At 64.1% G+C, this 17,588-nt stretch carries 16 protein-coding genes; 10 read left to right on the plus strand and 6 right to left on the minus strand.

Annotated elements, in window-relative coordinates; all coding sequences use genetic code 11:
• Window positions 1-119: 119 nt before the first annotated feature.
• The 7 genes from glmM to BIWAKO_RS15580 all read left to right on the plus strand — a co-directional run bounded on the left by glmM (window position 120) and on the right by BIWAKO_RS15580 (window position 7,058).
• The gene (gene glmM / locus BIWAKO_RS15550) at window positions 120-1,463 is read left to right on the plus strand and encodes a phosphoglucosamine mutase (RefSeq protein WP_069879429.1); all 1,344 of its coding nucleotides are present in this window, start codon (window positions 120-122) and stop codon (window positions 1,461-1,463) included.
• A gap of 219 nt (window positions 1,464-1,682) precedes the next feature.
• Entirely contained in the window at window positions 1,683-2,552 is an 870-nt protein-coding gene (locus tag BIWAKO_RS15555; RefSeq protein WP_084651440.1) for an outer membrane protein, read from the plus strand.
• Between the two features lie 224 nt (window positions 2,553-2,776).
• A complete protein-coding gene (locus BIWAKO_RS15560; protein WP_069882530.1) occupies window positions 2,777-3,889 on the plus strand; it encodes an S-(hydroxymethyl)glutathione dehydrogenase/class III alcohol dehydrogenase in 1,113 nt (370 codons plus the stop codon).
• A 133-nt stretch (window positions 3,890-4,022) separates the two neighbouring features.
• Window positions 4,023-4,859, plus strand: coding sequence for an S-formylglutathione hydrolase (gene fghA / locus BIWAKO_RS15565; RefSeq protein WP_069879430.1), 837 nt, complete (start codon window positions 4,023-4,025; stop codon window positions 4,857-4,859).
• Window positions 4,860-5,076: 217 nt separating this feature from the next.
• The gene (locus BIWAKO_RS34255; protein ID WP_244523648.1) at window positions 5,077-5,352 is read left to right on the plus strand and encodes a low affinity iron permease family protein; all 276 of its coding nucleotides are present in this window, start codon (window positions 5,077-5,079) and stop codon (window positions 5,350-5,352) included.
• A 132-nt stretch (window positions 5,353-5,484) separates the two neighbouring features.
• Window positions 5,485-6,048, plus strand: coding sequence for an isochorismatase family protein (locus BIWAKO_RS15575; protein WP_069879432.1), 564 nt, complete (start codon window positions 5,485-5,487; stop codon window positions 6,046-6,048).
• Window positions 6,045-7,058: a GlxA family transcriptional regulator gene (locus tag BIWAKO_RS15580; protein ID WP_069879433.1), complete on the plus strand. Its 1,014-nt coding sequence runs from the start codon at window positions 6,045-6,047 to the stop codon at window positions 7,056-7,058. The genes BIWAKO_RS15575 and BIWAKO_RS15580 overlap by 4 nt, the downstream gene beginning before the upstream one ends.
• A gap of 8 nt (window positions 7,059-7,066) precedes the next feature.
• On the opposite strand, the gene BIWAKO_RS15585 is transcribed toward BIWAKO_RS15580, so the two are convergent.
• Window positions 7,067-7,834 carry an SDR family oxidoreductase gene (locus BIWAKO_RS15585; protein WP_069879434.1) on the minus strand — a complete coding sequence of 256 codons (768 nt, stop codon included), beginning with the start codon at window positions 7,832-7,834 and terminating at the stop codon, window positions 7,067-7,069.
• A gap of 138 nt (window positions 7,835-7,972) precedes the next feature.
• Here BIWAKO_RS15585 and BIWAKO_RS15590 point away from each other — a divergent pair, with 138 nt between their 5' ends.
• A complete protein-coding gene (locus BIWAKO_RS15590; RefSeq protein WP_069879435.1) occupies window positions 7,973-9,010 on the plus strand; it encodes an L-idonate 5-dehydrogenase in 1,038 nt (345 codons plus the stop codon).
• Here BIWAKO_RS15590 and BIWAKO_RS15595 read toward each other — a convergent pair whose 3' ends face one another.
• Together BIWAKO_RS15595 and BIWAKO_RS15600 are read right to left on the minus strand one after the other, a co-directional pair.
• The gene (locus BIWAKO_RS15595; RefSeq protein ID WP_069879436.1) at window positions 9,011-10,780 is read right to left on the minus strand and encodes a GGDEF domain-containing protein; all 1,770 of its coding nucleotides are present in this window, start codon (window positions 10,778-10,780) and stop codon (window positions 9,011-9,013) included. It abuts the gene before it with no gap.
• 143 nt (window positions 10,781-10,923) lie between these two features.
• A complete protein-coding gene (locus BIWAKO_RS15600) occupies window positions 10,924-12,597 on the minus strand; it encodes a formate--tetrahydrofolate ligase (protein WP_069879437.1) in 1,674 nt (557 codons plus the stop codon).
• 179 nt (window positions 12,598-12,776) lie between these two features.
• Between BIWAKO_RS15600 and BIWAKO_RS15605 the strand changes: the two genes are divergently transcribed.
• On the plus strand, window positions 12,777-13,376 hold the full coding sequence (locus BIWAKO_RS15605) for a dioxygenase family protein (RefSeq protein WP_069879438.1): 600 nt from the start codon (window positions 12,777-12,779) through the stop codon (window positions 13,374-13,376).
• A gap of 36 nt (window positions 13,377-13,412) precedes the next feature.
• Here BIWAKO_RS15605 and BIWAKO_RS15610 read toward each other — a convergent pair whose 3' ends face one another.
• A complete protein-coding gene (locus BIWAKO_RS15610) occupies window positions 13,413-14,099 on the minus strand; it encodes a glutathione S-transferase family protein (protein ID WP_069879439.1) in 687 nt (228 codons plus the stop codon).
• Window positions 14,100-14,136: 37 nt separating this feature from the next.
• Window positions 14,137-14,880, minus strand: coding sequence for a haloacid dehalogenase type II (locus BIWAKO_RS15615; protein ID WP_069879440.1), 744 nt, complete (start codon window positions 14,878-14,880; stop codon window positions 14,137-14,139).
• Between the two features lie 116 nt (window positions 14,881-14,996).
• Here BIWAKO_RS15615 and gpmI point away from each other — a divergent pair, with 116 nt between their 5' ends.
• Window positions 14,997-16,511 (plus strand): 2,3-bisphosphoglycerate-independent phosphoglycerate mutase, encoded by a 1,515-nt coding sequence (gene gpmI, locus BIWAKO_RS15620; protein ID WP_201788626.1) that lies wholly within the window; start codon window positions 14,997-14,999, stop codon window positions 16,509-16,511.
• Between the two features lie 14 nt (window positions 16,512-16,525).
• Here the strand turns inward: gpmI and BIWAKO_RS15625 are convergent, their stop codons facing one another.
• A complete protein-coding gene (locus BIWAKO_RS15625) occupies window positions 16,526-17,425 on the minus strand; it encodes a hypothetical protein (RefSeq protein WP_069879442.1) in 900 nt (299 codons plus the stop codon).
• Between the last annotated feature and the right edge of the window lie 163 nt (window positions 17,426-17,588).

The following is a 17,588-nucleotide window of genomic DNA, read 5'->3' on the forward strand; positions in this document are numbered from 1 at the left end:
AAGGCGGAACGCTCGTCCCGCTATAGAAGAACTCAACAAGGCCGGGAGCAGGCTGGTTGCAACCGCGCCCCGGTTGTCCGCGAAGCTCCCATCATGGCCGCCATCTGGATCGATCGGATATGACGCGCAAATACTTCGGAACTGACGGCATCCGCGGCCGCGCCAATGGCGTGATCACGCCCGATCTGGCGCTCAGGGTCGGCCAGGCGACCGGTATCGCGTTCCGGCGTGGCGAGTACCGCCACCGCGTGGTGATCGGCAAGGACACGCGACTCTCGGGCTATATGATCGAGACGGCGCTGATCGCCGGCTTCACTTCGGTCGGCATGGATGTGCTGCAGCTCGGTCCGATGCCGACGCCGGCGGTCGCGATGCTGACGCGCTCGATGCGCGCTGATCTCGGTGTGATGATCTCGGCCTCGCACAACCCCTATGAGGACAACGGCATCAAGCTGTTCGGCCCTGACGGCTACAAGTTGAATGACGAGGTTGAGAGCGAGATCGCCTCGCTGATCGATTCCGACCTCGGAACGCAGCTTTCGGAGGCTGCGATGCTCGGCCGTGCCAAGCGCATCGACAGTGCCCATGCGCGCTATATCGAATTCGCCAAACGCACTCTGCCGCGCAACATGAGCCTCGATGGGCTGCGCATCGTCGTCGACTGCGCCAATGGCGCGGCCTACAAGGTCGCGCCCGAGGCGCTCTGGGAGCTCGGGGCAGAGGTTATCGCGATCGGTGTCGACCCGGACGGCTTCAACATCAACAAGGATGTCGGTTCGACCAAGCCGGATGCGTTGGCGCAGAAGGTGCGGGAACTGCGTGCCGATATCGGCATCGCGCTCGATGGCGATGCCGACCGCGTGCTGATCATCGATGAGCAGGGACATGCCGTCGATGGCGACCAGCTCATGGCGGTGATCGCACGCAGCTGGCAGGAGGACGGCCGTCTCTCGGCATCTGGCATCGTCGCGACCGTGATGTCCAATCTCGGGCTGGAGCGCTATCTCGCCGGCCTCGGGCTGAGCCTTGAGCGCACCGCCGTGGGTGACCGCTATGTGCTCGAGCATATGCGCGCGAACGGCTTCAATCTTGGTGGCGAGCAATCCGGCCACATCATCCTCTCCGACTATGCGACGACCGGCGACGGGCTCGTGGCCGCGCTGCAGCTGCTTGCGGTGGTGAAGCGGATGGACAAGCCGGTTTCGGAAGTCTGCCATTGCTTCGAGCCGCTGCCGCAGATCCTCAAGAACGTGCGCTACAAGCAGGGCCAGCCGCTGACGGAGAAGCCGGTCGTCAATGCGATCGAGGCCGCCAGGCAAATGCTCGGCGATAGCGGGCGTCTCGTCATCCGCCCATCGGGCACCGAGCTGGTGATCAGGGTGATGGCCGAGGGCGACGACCGCGACCTGGTGATGCGCGCTGTTGACGACATCGTCGATGCAGTGACGAAGGCCGCTGCCTGACGCATTCGGCCGGTACGTTTTCGGCCAAAGATCATCCTGGAGCTCGGGCAGATCGCTGCGCATTCCATCTTTGGAATGCGCAGGCTTTGCTCATCGGCGCGAGATTTCGTGGTTAAGCGGTAAGGTTAAGCGTCGTTTAAGGAATTCGTGCCAGGGTCCTTCCCGTCGGTAACACGCGCGAGCTGCGTATCGCGTCGCGCAAACTCGAGGGACTCTGCCATGGGCAGCCTGAAAATTCTCGCACTGGCGGGCGCCATGGCCTTCGGAGGCTCCGTGGTGGCTTCCGCTGCCGACCTCGCCCCTCTGCTGCCTCCACCGCCTGAGCCTGTTGCCCTGCGCGGAACGATCGGGTCCGGCTGGTATCTGCGCGGCGATGTCGGGGTGGGCGTGCAGTCGATCGACAAATTCTACCAGGAAGACGTCCAGGCCTTTGGCGGCCAGTTCTTCGGGAAGACCGAGGAGACGGCCTTCTTCGGCGGTGTCGGTATCGGCTATCGCTTCAATAACTGGTTCCGTGTCGATGGCACCTGGGAGTATCGTGGTGCCTCGCAGATCGGCGTCAGCGACAAGCTCTTCAATCCGTTCGCCAATGGCAACCAGACCAACACCTACAAGGGCAACCTGTCCTCGATGGTGGCCCTGTTCAACGCCTATGTCGATCTCGGCACCTGGAACTGCCTGACGCCCTATATCGGCGCTGGTATCGGTGTCGCGCAGAACCGCATCAGCGGACTGACGGACCAGGGCATCGTCTTCGCCAACGAGCCGTTCGGGCCGGTTTCGTCGACGCTGGGAACGGCCGGCACCGGCACCAAATCGGGCCTTGCCTGGGCGCTCATGGCCGGTCTCGGCTATGAGGTGAACAAGAATCTGACGCTCGAACTCGGCTATCGCTACCTCAATCTCGGCGACGCTCAGTCGGGTATCATCCGGAACGCCTTCCTTTCGGAAACCGCCCGCCCCCTCAAGGCCAAGGATATCGACAGCCACGATTTCCGGATCGGCATGCGCTGGAATTTCGGCGATCCCGATTGCTGCGCGGCTCCGGCTCCGATCGCCTACCAGGCGCCGGTCGTGCGCAAGTACTGACCAGCTGGTTCTCCAGCTTCGTAGGGAACGGCGCGGATCATCGATCCGCGCCGTCTGCATTTCGGAACTGCGCCATGCTGCCGGGCGCGCGTTGACAAAGCCTCCATCCCTTCGCCCTATTCGTGCTTGGCCGAGGCGTTCGCAGTCGGGACACGCCTCCACTGACCAGGCTTCCAGCCCACGCGCCATCGCCGCTCGCGCTGGCCTTCTGCAAGGATATGACCATGAAGACACGCGCCGCCGTTGCCTGGGAGGCCGGAAAGCCGCTGACCATCGAAACCATCGAGATCGGCGGCCCGAAGGCGGGCGAGGTCCTGGTCGAGGTGATGGCGACCGGCATCTGCCATACCGACGCCTACACGCTTTCCGGGCTCGATTCAGAAGGCAAGTTCCCGGCGATCCTCGGCCATGAGGGCGCCGGCATCGTGCGGGAGGTCGGCGCCGGGGTCACGACGCTGAAGCCCGGCGACCACGTCATTCCGCTCTACACGCCGGAATGCCGCAGCTGCAAAAGCTGCCTGTCGCGCCGCACCAATCTCTGCACCGCGATCCGCTCGACACAAGGCCAGGGCGTGATGCCGGACGGCACCTCGCGCTTCTCCTGCGATGGCGGCGAGGTCTTCCACTACATGGGCTGCTCGACCTTCGCGAATTTCACGGTGCTGCCGGAGATCGCGCTGGCGAAGGTTCGCGAGGACGCGCCCTTCGACAAGATCTGCTATATCGGCTGCGGCGTGACGACGGGGATCGGCGCGGTGATCTACACCGCCAAGGTCTGGCCCGGCGCCAATGTCGTGGTCTTCGGGCTCGGCGGCATCGGCCTCAATGTCATCCAGGGCGCCCGCATGGTCGGCGCCGACAAGATCATCGGCGTCGACATCAATCCGGGCAAGCGCGCCATGGCCGAGAAATTCGGCATGACCGACTTCATCAATCCGGCCGAGATCGGCAATGACAAGGTGGTGCAGGCGATCGTCGATCTGACCGCCGGCGGCGCCGACTTCTCCTTCGACGCGACCGGCAATACCAACGTGATGCGACAGGCGCTGGAATGCTGCCATCGCGGCTGGGGTGAATCGATCATCATCGGGGTCGCCGAAGCCGGCAAGGAAATCGCGACACGGCCGTTCCAGCTCGTCACCGGGCGGGTCTGGAAGGGCACCGCCTTCGGCGGCGCGCGCGGGCGCACCGATGTGCCGAAGATCGTCGACTGGTACATGGAGGGCAAGATCAACATCGATGATCTGATCACCCACAAGCTCAGCCTGGACGAGATCAATCACGGATTCGACCTGATGCATGAGGGCAAGTCGATTCGCTCGGTCGTCGTGTACTGAGCTGGCCGCTCTTCCGCCGCATCGACCCTCCATGGAAACCCGCCATCATCCCTGATCTCCGCTTCACCGCGGCAGGGGTGATGATGTGGGATTGGGCTTGGACTGCGCGTCGCTAACGACCGAAAGGGACATCATGGAACTCCTCTCGAACTCCAAGGCCTTCGGCGGCTCGCAGCGCGTCTTCCGACACGAGAGCGCGGTCTGCGCCTGTCCGATGACCTTCGCGATCTTCCTGCCGCCGCAGATCGAAGATGGCCCGGTTCCGGTGCTCTGGTATCTGTCGGGGCTGACCTGTTCGCACCAGAACGTCATGGACAAGGGCGAGTACCGCGCTGCCGCAGCCGCGAACGGCATCGCGATCATCTGCCCGGACACATCGCCACGCGGCGACGGCGTGCCGGACGAGCCCGATAACTGGCAATTCGGCTCCGGCGCGGGCTTCTATCTCGATGCGACCCAGGAGCCCTATGCCCGAAACTACCGGATGGAGAGCTATCTCCTCACAGAGTTGAGCGAGATCGTCGCTCACAATTTTCCCGTCGACATGAGCAGGCAGGGGATCTTCGGCCATTCGATGGGGGGGCATGGCGCGATCACCCTCGCGCTGAAAAATCCTGACCGGTTCCATTCGGTTTCGGCCTTCGCACCGATCACGCAGCCTTCGACGGCGGGATGGTCGCGGCCTGCCTTCGAGAAATATCTCGGTTCCGACGAGGCGGCCTGGCGGCGCTATGACAGTACTGCGCTGATCGCGGACGGCCACCGGGTCAAGGATCTCCTGGTTGACCAAGGCACCGCCGATGGCTTCCTGCAGGAGGGATTGCGGCCCTGGCTGCTCGAGGTGGCCTGCGTCAGTGCCGGTATTCCGCTCGAGCTCAACATGCGGGATGGCTACGACCATTCCTACAATTTCGTCTCGACCTTCATGGCGCAACATATTTCCTGGCACGCCCAGCGCCTGACACCCTGATGTAGATCGCAGCCGTTCCCAAGCGCCGGGAACGGACCGGCCCGCCCCGTGTTGTTGAATGTAACCGTTCAGCATCCGAGGGAAGCAATCATGGCATCGAGCCGCTCTGCGATCGCGGAACGCTCCTTCTTCACGCGCCTTTCCCAGAGCACGGCCCATTTGGCCGGGAAGCCCCAGGCCCTTCTTCCTGGCCCTCGCGGTCATCGTCGTCTGGGCGCTGTCGGGGCCCTTCTTCGGCTTCAATGACACCTGGCAACTCGTGATCAACACATCGACCACGATCGTCACCTTCCTGATGGTCTTCATCATCCAGAACAGCCAGAACCGGGACACCGCGGCGATGCAGATCAAGCTCGACGAGCTTATTCTTCGGCTTGAGGGGGCTAGGGAGGAGCTGCTCGACCTTGAGGAACTCGATGAGGAGAAGCTTGAAACGATGCGCGCCGAGTTCGAGAGGTTGGCGAGGAAGGCGAGGGAGAAAAACGGGGGCTAGCTCAGGCTTGCCGAGAGAGAGGGGCGTCATCTATCGTCATGGCGTGATTTGTCCGCCCTTCGTCTCGATTTGGTATTTCGTCAGTTGCTCAGTGCCTTAGCATCAGCCCATACCTCAAGTGGGAGATGCAAAATGTCCTCTGATACCGCCCTGCTCGTGATCGACGTTCAGGAATCCTTCCGGCAGCGTGCCTATTTTGAAGAGACCTATGTGCCGCCCTTCATCACGCGGCTTCAGGCGCTTGTCGACGGAGCCAAGGCAGCCGGCATCCCCGTCGTCCAGATTTTCCACGTCGACCCGACCGGTCCCTTTGCCGAGAGTTCCGGCTACGTGAAAACCCTCGCGCCGCTCACGATCGAACCGGATGCCGTCTTTCGCAAGGGGCGGCACAGCGCACTCGTCGGCAGTGGGCTCGATGTCTGGCTGACCGAGAATGGAATTCGCCGCGTGATCGTCTCCGGCATCCGCACCGAGCAGTGCTGCGAGACTACGACGCGCCACGCTTCTGACCTCGGCTATGAGGTCGATTATGTCGGTGAGGCGACCCTGACCTTCCCGATGACCGATGCCGCCGGCCGCCAGTGGAGCGCAGCCGAAATCCGGGCGCGGACGGAGCTTGTTCTGGCCGATCGCTTTGCGCGCATCGCCACGGTCGAGGACGCTCTCGCTCAGCGCAGCAAGAAGCTGGCAGCATGACGCGTGAGCAGCAGCCCGTCGGGGTGCCGGTCTATGTGCTCGTACCACCGCGCGTGCTGCTGCTCGATGTCGCCGGACCGATTGAGGTGCTGCGCCGGGCCAATCTGGAACAGGACGCCTTGCGCTTCACCGTGACCTATGTCGGGCCGCTGCCTGATGTCGGGAGTTCGATCGGCCTTGGCGTGACAGCCATCGGTCCCTTGCCAGCCTCTCTGCCAGGCGGCTCGCTGCTTGTCCTGCCCGGCAGTGCCGATGCGCCTCTTGGCCCTCAGGGCTCGAGCCGGGAGGAGGATGCGGTTCATGAGGGGCAGATCGTTGAGTGGCTGCGGCGGGCGGTTCGCCCGGGCATCCGCTTCATCTCGATCTGCTCCGGAGCCCTGCTGGCGGGCCGCGCCGGGCTTCTCGACGGGTATGATTGCACCACGCATTATGACTGCCTCAGGGAACTCGCCGAGGCTGCACCGGCGGCCCGAATCCTTGAGAACCGGCTCTATGTCGAGGATGGCGACCGCCTGACCAGCGCCGGGATTACAGCCGGTATCGATCTGATGCTGCATGTCGTGGCGGGGATGGCGGGGCATGCATGCGCGCTTGCGGTTGCACGCTATCTCGTCGTCTATCTCAGGCGCGCCGGTGCCGATCCGCAGCTTTCGCCCTGGCTCGAAGGCCGCAATCACATCCACCCTTCCGTGCACCGGGCACAGGATGCGGTGGCGGCGGACCCGGTGCGCGACTGGTCGGTGAGTACGCTTGCCGATGCCGCGGCAACTAGCCCGCGCAATCTCTCGCGCCTGTTCAACGAACATGCGGGCATGAGCGTCACCGAATACGTCAATCGGATGCGGGTTGCCGTCGCGCGAGAATTGCTGACGGGTTCCCGTCTCGACATCGAGGCGGTCGCGGAACGCGCCGGCTTTGCCTCACCGCGGCAATTGCGGCGCGCCTGGGGGCGCTTCCATAGTCTGCCGCCGAGCCGGATGCGGCAGAGCGAGGCCAGTGCTGCGGGCTGAACCGGAGGTCAGACCACCGATGTCAGGCCGCCATCGACCATCAGCAGATGGCCGTTGACATAGTCGGACGCAGCCGATGACAGGAAGATCGCGGCGCCGACCAGCTCCTTCGTCTCGCCCCAGCGCCCGGCGGGCGTCCGGCTCTTGACCCAGCCCGAGAAGGTTTCGTCGGCGATCAGCGCCTTGTTGAGCTCGGTGACGATGTAGCCGGGGCCGATCGCGTTGGTCTGGATGTTATGTTTGCCGAGCTCGGCGGCGAGACCGCGTGTCATCATCTTCACGGCGCCTTTGGTGGCGGTGTAGGGCACGATTGTGGGCCGGCCGAGCTCACTCATCACCGAGCCGATATTGACGATCTTGCCCCGGCCGCGCGGCACCATCCGCTTCGACACGGCCTGCGTGACATAGAAGACCGAATGGAGATTGGTATTGATCAGGTAATGCCAGTCCTCGGCGGGGAACTCGATAAAGGGCGCCCGCTTCTGCGTGCCGGCATTGTTGATCAGGATGTCGATCGGCCCGACCTCGGCCTCGATCGTGGCGATGGCCGCCTCGACGGCCTCCTGGTCGGTGACATCGAAGGCAGAGATCGAGACTTTGCGGCCGGAATTGGCGATCGCGGCGCGTGCGGCCCCGAGCTTGCCCTTGTCGCGGCCGTTGAGCACGACATGTGCCCCGGCTTCGCTCAGTCCTTCGGCCATGGCGAGGCCGATGCCCTGGCCCGAACCGGTGATGAGTGCGATCTTGCCTTCAAGGCTGAACAGCGAAAGCGACATGGCGTATCCTCGATGGCGCAGGTATGGCCGATGAGATTCGATTTGCGCGGGCCCGCATAGCTTGGGTAAGCATCTTTCAATCGATTAGACAATTGCAGATCGGCCGAATCCGGCAAGGCCTTCCCTGGGAGAACCGCCATGCGCGCAGTCGTCATCCACGCCGCGAAGGACCTGCGGGTCGAGGAAAGGCCCGTGCCGGAACTCGGACCGCTGGATGTGCGCGTGCGGATCGAGGCGGGCGGCATCTGCGGCTCGGACCTGCACTACTACCAGCATGGTGGCTTCGGTACGATCCGCGTGCGCGAGCCGATGATCCTCGGCCACGAGATCGCCGGGACGGTCGAGGCGGTCGGCGGCGAGGTCTCGCGGGTCAGGCCGGGGGACCGTGTCGCCGTCAATCCGAGCCGGGCTTGCGGGCGTTGCCGCTACTGCCAGGCAGGCCAGCAGCAACACTGCACCGACATGCTGTTCTATGGCAGCGCCATGCGCTTCCCCCATGTCCAGGGCGGGTTTCGCGATGTGCTCGTCGTCGAGGAGCGGCAGGCGGTGAAGGTGCCCGCGCATGTGCCGGCGGCGCAGGCCGCCTTCGCCGAGCCGCTTTCGGTTTGCCTCCATGCCGCCAAGCGCGCCGGCCCGCTCCTCGGCAAGCGGGTCCTGGTGACCGGCTCCGGGCCGATCGGCGTGCTCACCGTGGTCGCTGCCAGGGCAGCGGGAGCCTCCGAGATCGTCGCGACCGACGTTGTCGACGGTCCGCTGCCGACGGCATTGAAGATGGGCGCGACGGGCGCGATCAACGTCATGGCGGAACCGGAGCGGCTCAAGGCGGAGTACGGCGCGGAGAAGGGCACCTTCGACGTGATGTTCGAGGCCTCTGGTAACCAGCACGCGCTGACGGGCGCGTTCGACGTGGTGCGGCCCGGCGGCGTCATTGTGCAGATCGGCGTCGGCGGCAATTTTACCTTGCCGATGAACGTGCTGGTCGCCAAGGAGTTCGATCTGCGGGGCTCATTCCGCTTCCATGAGGAGTTCGACTGGGCCGTGGCGATGATCGGATCGGGCAGCATCGATCTCTCTCCGCTGCTGACGGCGTCGATCCCGGTCGAGCGGGCGGTCGAGGCTTTCGAACTGGCTGGCGACAAGTCGCGGGCGATGAAGGTGCAGCTCGCCTTCGCCTGATCAGCCGAACCGCAGCGTTGGATGGCCCGCCTGGCCGTGCAGCGCGGGGTCGTAGACGACGAAGGTGTCGCGGCCGCCATGCTTGGCGGCATAGAGTGCGGCGTCGGCATGGGCGGCCGCACTCGACAGGGTTTCCAGCGGGCCGACCATGCAGGCGCCGATGCTCACGGTCGCGGTGATCGCCTGCGCCCCACCCAGTTCGATCGGGGCTGCCCTGATCTCGCTGACGATCTTGGCGGCAATCGCCGAAAGCGAGGCGAGCGAACTGTCGGCGATCAGCAGGATGAACTCGTCGCCGCCCCAGCGCGCGCAGATATCATAGTTGCGCAGCACGGCGGACATGCGGTGCACGACCTCGATGATGACCCGATCACCGGCCTGGTGGCCATAGGTATCGTTGATCGTCTTGAAGTCATCGAGATCGACCAGGGCGAGCGCTGTCGGACGCCCCGTGCGAAGGGCCCGGTTCTGCTCCTGAGCAAAGGCCCCTTCGAAGCCACGCCGATTCAATACCGAGGTAAGCGGGTCGTGATGGGCGAGATGCTCGAGCGTCTCGGTGCGCTCCCGTACCATTGCCTCAAGTCGGTCGGTATTGTCGCCAACCGCGCGTGCCATCTCTTCGAGGGCGCGCGACAGGCGGCCGATCTCATCATGGCCGGCGTCAGTATCGGATGGTGTGAACGAGCCGGCGCGGACGCGCATCACGGAGGCTTCCATCCGCGCCAGCCGGTCGAGAACACTGCGTTTGAACAGCAAGGTCATCAGTGCGGCGGCAGTCATCAGGATGGTGGCCAGCAGCAATGCGATCGGAAGAAACAGCCTTCGATCGATGATCTGGTCGACATCCATCAGGCTGATGTTGAACCAGCCCAGGCGGTCGAGATAGCCCACTCCGACGAGCGTTTCGCGGCCGCTGACGGTCATGAACCGGGAGCGGACGGGGGCTTCACCTCGCGCGACCTCAGCCATCATGCCGGTCAGCGCCGCGCGGTCGGCTTCTTCGTCGACAAGGGCAAAGATCGTCTTCTTGGCTTTGAGGTCCTTTGTCAGGCTATGAAAGTCGACAAGGCGCGGATCGCGATGCGCCTGCACCGCACCGTTGCGGTCGACGAAGATGCTCTGCACGCCCACCTGCGGGATATCGACGACTTCGCGAATGAACTGGCTGAAATCGACGCCGGTACCGATGATGCCGAGCTGCTTGTCACCCTTGCTGATGATGCAGTTGATCCAGACCTTGGTGACCTTGAGATTGTCGTCGTGGTCGACATTGAGGTGGCAGCCGGATCCGAGCGCCGCCGTCTTGTAGTACCAACCGTCGCGCGGGTTCTCGCGTGAGAGGGTGTAGCGCCTGCGGGCGGTCTCGTACGTGTTCTGCTTGTCGTTGAAGTAGTAGTTGCCGGAGCCGTCGAGCACGACGAAATAGCTGCGATCCTTGAACGAGAGCCGGTAATGCTCAAGTTCGGCGAGCCCGCGCTCGGATTTCTCGGGATCGTTCTCATCTGCCGCCCAGGCGAGAACGGCTGGGGAGCGCGCCACCGTTTCGGCCAGCGAGACCTCCCGCATCAGGGATTCCAGCCCGCGATAGCGATCGAACAGGATCTGCTTCTCGGCGAAGAGCGTGCCGAGTTTCTCGATCGTCGTGTTGACGATCCAGAGAAAAGCCGCGGTCGAGGGAATAGCGACCGCAAGCAGGGCAGCCAGGGTCAAGACGAGAACCCGGCCCCTCAATCCCGAGGTGAAGGCCGGCCGCGCGATATTCGCCCTCATCCTGAGCAGTGCCCCGACAGCTTCCGCCGAACCTAACTGGATGTCGTAATGCGACGCGTTTGATTCGGCCTGTTTCTGTCACGATGCTTGCACGGGTGAAGCTAGAAAGCACCCGTGCCAGTGTCCAATCCAGTCGCAAAAGCTTAGAAGAGGCCTTCGATCTGTCCTTCCGCATCGATATGGATGCGTTCGGCGGCGGGTTCCCGGGGCAGACCGGGCATGGTCATGATGTCCCCACAAATCGCGACGACGAAGCCGGCCCCGGCCGAGAGGCGAAGTTCACGGACCGGGACGATGTGGCCCGATGGCGCACCGCGCAACGTGGGATCGGCCGAGAAGGAGTATTGGGTCTTGGCCACGCAGACGGGAAGGTGTCCATGCCCCGCAGCTTCCAGCTCCGCGAAGCGTGCGCCCACCTTGGCGTCGTGGGAGATGCCGGCCGCGCCATAGATCTCCTCGGCAATGGTCTGCAGCTTGTCGCGCAACGGCATGGCATCTGGATAGAGCGGCGCGAAATCCGCCTCGTCGTCGTCGGCCAGTGCGGCGACCTTGCGCGCCAGCTCCTCGGCCCCCGCACCGCCTTCGGCCCAGTGCCGGCAGATGACGGCCTCGACGCCAAGATGGTTGCGGCAATAGTGGCGGATCAGCTCATGCTCGGCATGGGTGTCGCTGTCGAAATTGTTGATCGCAACGATCGGCGGAACGCCGAATTTCCGGATGTTGACGACATGGCGCGTCAGGTTGGACAGCCCGGCTTCGAGCGCCTTCAGGTTCTCCTGGCCGAGCGCATCCTTGGCTGCGCCGCCATGCATCTTCAATGCGCGGACGGTCGCGACCACGACCGCCGCGGCCGGCTTGAGGCCGGCCTTGCGGCACTTGATGTCGAAGAACTTTTCCGCGCCGAGATCGGCCCCGAAACCGGCTTCGGTCACGACATAATCGGCGAGCTTCAGGGCGGCGCGCGTGGCGATCACCGAGTTGCAGCCATGGGCGATATTGGCGAAGGGGCCGCCATGGACGAAGGCTGGCGTCCCTTCCAGGCTCTGCACGAGATTCGGCATGAGCGCGTCCTTGAGCAGGACGCTCATCGCACCGGTCGCCTTCAGCTCGGCAGCCGTGATCGCGCGCTTGTCGCGGCTGCGGCCGACCACGATGCGGCCGAGCCGGGCCTCGAGATCGGCATGGTCGCGGGCGAGGCAGAAGATGGCCATGACTTCCGAGGCGACAGTGATGTCGAAGCCGTCCTCGCGTGGATAGCCGTTGCCATTGCCGCCCAGCGACGACACGATCTGCCGCAAGGCGCGATCGTTCATGTCCATGACGCGGCGCAACGCGACATTGCGGGCATCGAAGTCGAGCGCATTGCCCCAATAGATATGATTGTCGACCAGCGCAGCGAGCAGGTTGTGGGCGCTGGTGATGGCGTGGAAATCGCCGGTGAAATGCAGATTGATCTGCTCCATCGGCACGACCTGCGCATAGCCGCCGCCGGCGGCGCCGCCCTTCATGCCGAAGCAGGGGCCGAGCGAGGGTTCGCGCAGCGCGATCATGGTACGCTTGCCGAGGCGAGACAGGCCGTCGCCGAGGCCGACCGTCGTGGTGGTCTTGCCCTCGCCGGCGGGCGTCGGGCTGATCGCCGTAACGAGGATCAGCTTTCCATTCGGACGCTCCTCGAAATCCGGGATCGCGGCGCCGTCGATCTTTGCGATGTATTTGCCGTAGGGATGAAGGGCCTCGTCGGGAATCCCGATCCTTTCGGCGATGCTGGCGATGGGCGTGAGTTCGGTTGCGCGGGCAATTTCGATATCGGTCGGCATACGGTTTCCTTCGCCGCGTCGCGACCCAGACCGGAGCACGCGGAATCGGCGGTCACAGTGCCGTGAAACGGGCCATTCTGCCACTGCTTTCCCGGAACGCTGCGTCCATATTTTGGCAAGGCTCCGACTCTCACCCGACGAGAGGGGCACTGAGTTAGGGGCCTGGATGGGAGTGCGCGATGCCGCAGATTGGGTTCAACCGCCGTGATCTCGTCGCTTCCGCGCTCGCAGCCGCCGGGCTCGCGGCGCTGTCTCGTCCCGAACCTGCCCGGGCCGAAGGAACGGAACTTCCAATGACGCCTGCCTGCGAGGGCAGGGCGGCTGTTACCAGGCGCCAGACCGAGGGACCGTATTTCACAGCATCCTCACCGCTGAAGCGGGATCTGCGCGGAGATGGGCCAGGCGAGATGCTGGTGCTTTCCGGTTTCGTGCTGACGCCGCAATGCCGCCCGGTCGGCGGAGCCCTGGTCGATCTCTGGCATGCGAATGCGAGCGGCGACTACGACAACGCGGGCTTTCTCTTCCGAGGCCACCAGTTCACCGACGCGCAGGGCCGGTACCAGTTCATCACCCGCATGCCGGGCCTCTATCCCGGCCGGACACGGCATTTCCATGTGAAGGTCCGGGCGGGGCAGGGGCCGGTCCTGACGACCCAGCTCTATTTCCCGAGCGAGCCCGGCAATGCGCGCGATGGCATCTTCGACCGCGCGCTGCTGATGGATATCCGCGCTGCCGAAGGTGGGCGTCTCGGCCGGTTCGATTTCGTGATCGCGGCCTGAGCGAGCCGGCGTGAGCCGGCCCGCCGGGGCTTTGGCTCACCCGACGAGATGGGCGTTCTGCGGGAATAGGAACTTGCGCGCCTCCTCGTCGAATTCCGTCTTGAAGGCGAACTGATCCTTCAATGCCACCGCGCGCTGAGCGGCGGGGCGAGCGGAAATCTCATCGAGATGGCGCTTGACGTTGGTCAGCTTGCCGAAGGCCTCTTCACCGAGCGCGAAGGCCGCGCGCGTCGACCAGCCCCAGACCGACATGTCGATCAGCGTGTAGCTGTCTCCCAGCATGTAACGATGCTTGCCGAGCTGGTCGTTGATGATGCCCCAGTGCCGCTCGGCCTCGCGCGAATAGCGGTTGATTGCGTAGGGGATCTTCTCAGGCGCAAAACGGGTGAAATGCACGGCCTGTCCGCAATAGGGGCCGATGCCGGTGGCGACGAACATCAACCAGGAGAGCATCTGGCCTCGTGCCGCGGGTGTGCTCTCGGGGAGGAATTTGCCGGTCTTCTCCGCGAGATAGAGCAGGATCGCGTTGCTATCGAAGATCGTGACGTCGTCATCGGTCAGGGCTGGCGTCTTGGCATTGGGATTGATCGCCAGGAACTCGGGCTTGAACTGGTCGCCACGTCGGGTATCGACCGGCACCATCTCGTAGGGCAGCCCGGCTTCCTCAAGGAAGAGCGCGATCTTCGCGGGGTTTGGCGACGGATGATAGTAGAACTTGATCATCGATTGGGTCTCCTGGCGCAGGGTGATCGAGCGGGTCTTACCGCCGTTTCGTCGCGTAAGCTGCAAGATCCGTCAGCCTGGCGATAGTGAGGTCGGCGCCCGCCCCGAGCCGTTCCGGCTGCATACGCAGAGCCTTGAACAGTGTAGTGGGGCCGATCCCGCCGGGGGCCGCCAGCTCGGCGCGCAAAGCCGTTGCGGGAATGCGTTCGATGCGCGCGACGGTGAAGCCATAGGCTTTGGCGCCGGCGATATCGAAGCCGTTGGAGGAAACGAAGAGGATCTCCTCGCGGGCAAGGCCCAGTCGCGTCTCTACCAGCTCATAGCCACGGGGATCCGGCTTGTAGACGCCGATCTCGTCGACGCTGATCACGGTTTCCAGCAACTCGTCGATGCCGGCCTGGGCGACGAGGCGGTTCAACATGGCCGGGCTGCCATTCGAGAAGATGGCGAGACGTAAGCCCGCGAGCTCCTCGAGTGCTTGCCTTGCCTCCGGGTAGAGCGCGAGCGCGTCATAGGCTGCCGCAATTCTGGCGATCAGATCGGGCGTCGCCACCAGCCCGAGTGTCGCCAACGTGAAGTCGAGCGCGTCGCGCGTGACCGTCCAGAAATCCTCATAGCGGCCCATCAGCGCCCTGAGCCAGGTGTACTCGAGCTGCTTCAGCCGCCAGATTTGGGTGATCGTTTCGCCATGGCCGGGAAACGCCTCGTCAGTGACGCCGGCAACGGATTGGATGTCGAACAAGGTGCCATAGGCGTCGAAAACGAGGGCTTTGAGCGCCATGGGTGGTTCCCTTGCCGTAGGATCGGGGATCGGTGCTTTTTCTTAGCACTCGCGTTGGCGGCGCGGTGCGTGATATCCGCACAAGCAGTTTTTCCTTGATGCCCACAGGTTGCCGCATGTCGAACCGCCCCGTGATGCTGATGGTCCTCGATGGCTGGGGCTGGCGCGAGGATGAAGCCAATAATGCGGTGAAGCTGGCGAACACGCCGAATTTCGATCGCTATTGGGCTAGTGCGCCGCGCGCTTTCCTGAAGACTTCGGGCCTCGATGTCGGCTTGCCGGAAGGCCAGATGGGTAATTCGGAGGTCGGCCATCTCAATCTCGGCGCCGGGCGCGTCGTCATGCAGGACCTGCCGCGGATCAACCAGGCGATCCAGGACATGTCGATCGCGCAGGCGCTGGACGCGACCGGGCTTGTCGCGAAACTCAGGAATACAGGGGGCACCTGCCACCTGCTTGGCCTCGTCTCGCCCGGCGGCGTGCATGCCCATCAGGATCACGCCGTGGCGCTGGCCCGGATTCTGACCGGGCAGGGTATTCCGGTCTGCGTCCATGTCTTCACGGATGGGCGAGACACCCCACCGCAATCGGCGGCAGAATATGTACGCGACTTCGCCGCGGCCCTGCCGAAGGAGGCGGTGATCGGCAGCCTGTCGGGCCGTTATTTCGCGATGGATCGCGACAATCGCTGGGAGCGCGTCGAGCAGGCCTGGCGCGCCATGGTGCTGGGCGAGGGCAAGGCCTTCGCGACGGCCGGGGAAGCCGTCGCCGGCGCCTATGCGGAGGGCGTCAATGATGAGTTCATCGTTCCGACCGTGATGGCTGGATATGCCGGCATGCGCGACGGCGACGGGTTGCTCAGCTTCAATTTTCGCTCGGACCGGATTCGCGAGATTCTGGCCGCGGTACTCGATCCGGATTTCTCGGGCTTTGCTCGGGCGCGCGTGCCGAAGCTTTCCAGGGCGGTCAGCATGACCTCCTACAGCGCCGAACTCGATAAGGTCATGCCAGTGCTGTTTCCGCCGCAGACGCTCTCGAACGGTCTCGGAGAGACCGTCGCCAAGGCAGGGCGGATGCAGGTCCGCATGGCGGAGACCGAGAAATATCCGCATGTGACCTATTTCTTCAATGGTGGCGAGGAGCGCCTCTACCCCGGCGAAGACCGGGTGATGGTGCCGTCTCCCAAGGTCGCGACCTATGATCTGCAGCCCGAAATGTCGGCGCCGGAGCTGACGGACCGCGCCGTCGCGGCGGTCAATTCGGGGCGATACGATCTCGTCGTGCTGAACTTCGCCAATCCCGACATGGTTGGGCATACCGGAGTGCTTTCGGCGGCGATCAAGGCCGTCGAAACCGTCGATGCGGGCCTGGGCCGGATCGCCAAGGCAATCGAGCAGATGGGCGGTGCCATGCTCGTCACGGCCGATCACGGCAACAGCGAGTTGATGGTCGATCCGGTGACCGGCAAACCGCATACCGCCCACACGACGTTTCCGGTGCCCGTGATGCTGATCGGTAGCGATGCGAAGGCGCTGGCCGATGGCAGGCTTGCCGATGTCGCGCCGACGCTGCTGGCATTGATGGGGCTGAAACAGCCGGACGAAATGACCGGCCGCTCGCTGCTCCGCTGATCAATCCCGGCTGATCAGAAGCTGTAGGCGGCTTTCACCTTGACCAGGTGCTGGCTGAAATTGGTGAGGTCGAGATTGCCGGGTTCGCCCTTGGCCTTGCCGGCGACCTGGACGTTGTAGGCGGCCGAGAGTGCGAGTTGCTTCGTCGCCTGCCAGTAGACGCCGGGGCCGGCGAATGTGGCGTAGCCCGCTTCATTGTCGAAGCCGAGATCGTTGTAGCGCCGCAGATGGCGGACCTCGCCGCTGAGATAGATGCCGTCGACGACCTGCCAGGCCAGCGCCCCGGAGACCGTGAAGGTCGAGGAGCGGCCATAGGGATCCGGGCCGGTCCAGGTCATGTCCTGCGAGAGATTGAGCGCGGCGTAGAGCTTGCCCGGAACCAGCGTCTTGTCGGCGAAGAGGCGGATGCCGGTGTTGAAGGTCGTGAAGCGGCCGGCGCCGTCCGGATCCGTGCGATTGACGCTGGGATCGAGCACCACCGTCAGGCCGATGCCGTTCAGGTCGCGACCGAGCAGGCGATACTTCATCTCGACGCCGGCGCCATAACTGCTCGAATCCGCACCGATCCCGCCGGCAGAGGCGTTGGTGTCGCCGCCGAGCAGGTAGGGGCCGATTTCGAAACAGGGGAAGAGTCCGTAGGAGCCCTGGAGCTGTGCGCCGTGGGCGTTCGACCGGCCGCTGCGCGTGCCGAAGCCGCCGCCATAGGTCAGGCTCGGCCCGAAGGATCCGACATCCGCCACATCGGAGCCGGTTGTGAAGCCGAAGGCGTCGGTCGGGATGCTTTCGCGATCGGTGCAGGCCGAGAGCATCGGCGGGGCGGCAGGTGCGCTCTTGCGTGCGGGCAGGTCGGCGGCGAAGGCGTTGGCGGAAAGGGCGTTCAAGGCAAGAGCAACGGCGGCAAACTTCGGCAGCATCGGTCAGTCCCCGGATATCGATGGTCGAAGATCCATCAGATGCAAATGATTTGCAAGAGCGTCTACGGCCTGCCGGCAGCGGTCCAGTGAGAATCTCCACTGAATCGATGCCGAATGGCGAAATCGTCCGGGTTTCTATACTGTAATAAAGTTACGCTCTTCG

This window comes from Bosea sp. BIWAKO-01, assembly GCF_001748145.1.
Lineage (GTDB): Bacteria > Pseudomonadota > Alphaproteobacteria > Rhizobiales > Beijerinckiaceae > Allobosea.

Excerpts from the sequence above, each read along its gene's own strand:
- glmM (WP_069879429.1), top strand. The coding sequence starts at position 120 with ATGACGCGCAAATACTTCGGAACTGACGGCATCCGCGGCCGCGCCAAT.
- BIWAKO_RS15555 (WP_084651440.1), top strand. The coding sequence starts at position 1,683 with ATGGGCAGCCTGAAAATTCTCGCACTGGCGGGCGCCATGGCCTTCGGA.
- BIWAKO_RS15560 (WP_069882530.1), top strand. The coding sequence starts at position 2,777 with ATGAAGACACGCGCCGCCGTTGCCTGGGAGGCCGGAAAGCCGCTGACC.
- fghA (WP_069879430.1), top strand. The coding sequence starts at position 4,023 with ATGGAACTCCTCTCGAACTCCAAGGCCTTCGGCGGCTCGCAGCGCGTC.
- BIWAKO_RS15575 (WP_069879432.1), top strand. The coding sequence starts at position 5,485 with ATGTCCTCTGATACCGCCCTGCTCGTGATCGACGTTCAGGAATCCTTC.
- BIWAKO_RS15580 (WP_069879433.1), top strand. The coding sequence starts at position 6,045 with ATGACGCGTGAGCAGCAGCCCGTCGGGGTGCCGGTCTATGTGCTCGTA.
- BIWAKO_RS15585 (WP_069879434.1), bottom strand. The coding sequence starts at position 7,834 with ATGTCGCTTTCGCTGTTCAGCCTTGAAGGCAAGATCGCACTCATCACC.
- BIWAKO_RS15590 (WP_069879435.1), top strand. The coding sequence starts at position 7,973 with ATGCGCGCAGTCGTCATCCACGCCGCGAAGGACCTGCGGGTCGAGGAA.
- BIWAKO_RS15595 (WP_069879436.1), bottom strand. The coding sequence starts at position 10,780 with ATGAGGGCGAATATCGCGCGGCCGGCCTTCACCTCGGGATTGAGGGGC.
- BIWAKO_RS15600 (WP_069879437.1), bottom strand. The coding sequence starts at position 12,597 with ATGCCGACCGATATCGAAATTGCCCGCGCAACCGAACTCACGCCCATC.
- BIWAKO_RS15605 (WP_069879438.1), top strand. The coding sequence starts at position 12,777 with ATGCCGCAGATTGGGTTCAACCGCCGTGATCTCGTCGCTTCCGCGCTC.
- BIWAKO_RS15610 (WP_069879439.1), bottom strand. The coding sequence starts at position 14,099 with ATGATCAAGTTCTACTATCATCCGTCGCCAAACCCCGCGAAGATCGCG.
- BIWAKO_RS15615 (WP_069879440.1), bottom strand. The coding sequence starts at position 14,880 with ATGGCGCTCAAAGCCCTCGTTTTCGACGCCTATGGCACCTTGTTCGAC.
- gpmI (WP_201788626.1), top strand. The coding sequence starts at position 14,997 with ATGTCGAACCGCCCCGTGATGCTGATGGTCCTCGATGGCTGGGGCTGG.
- BIWAKO_RS15625 (WP_069879442.1), bottom strand. The coding sequence starts at position 17,425 with ATGCTGCCGAAGTTTGCCGCCGTTGCTCTTGCCTTGAACGCCCTTTCC.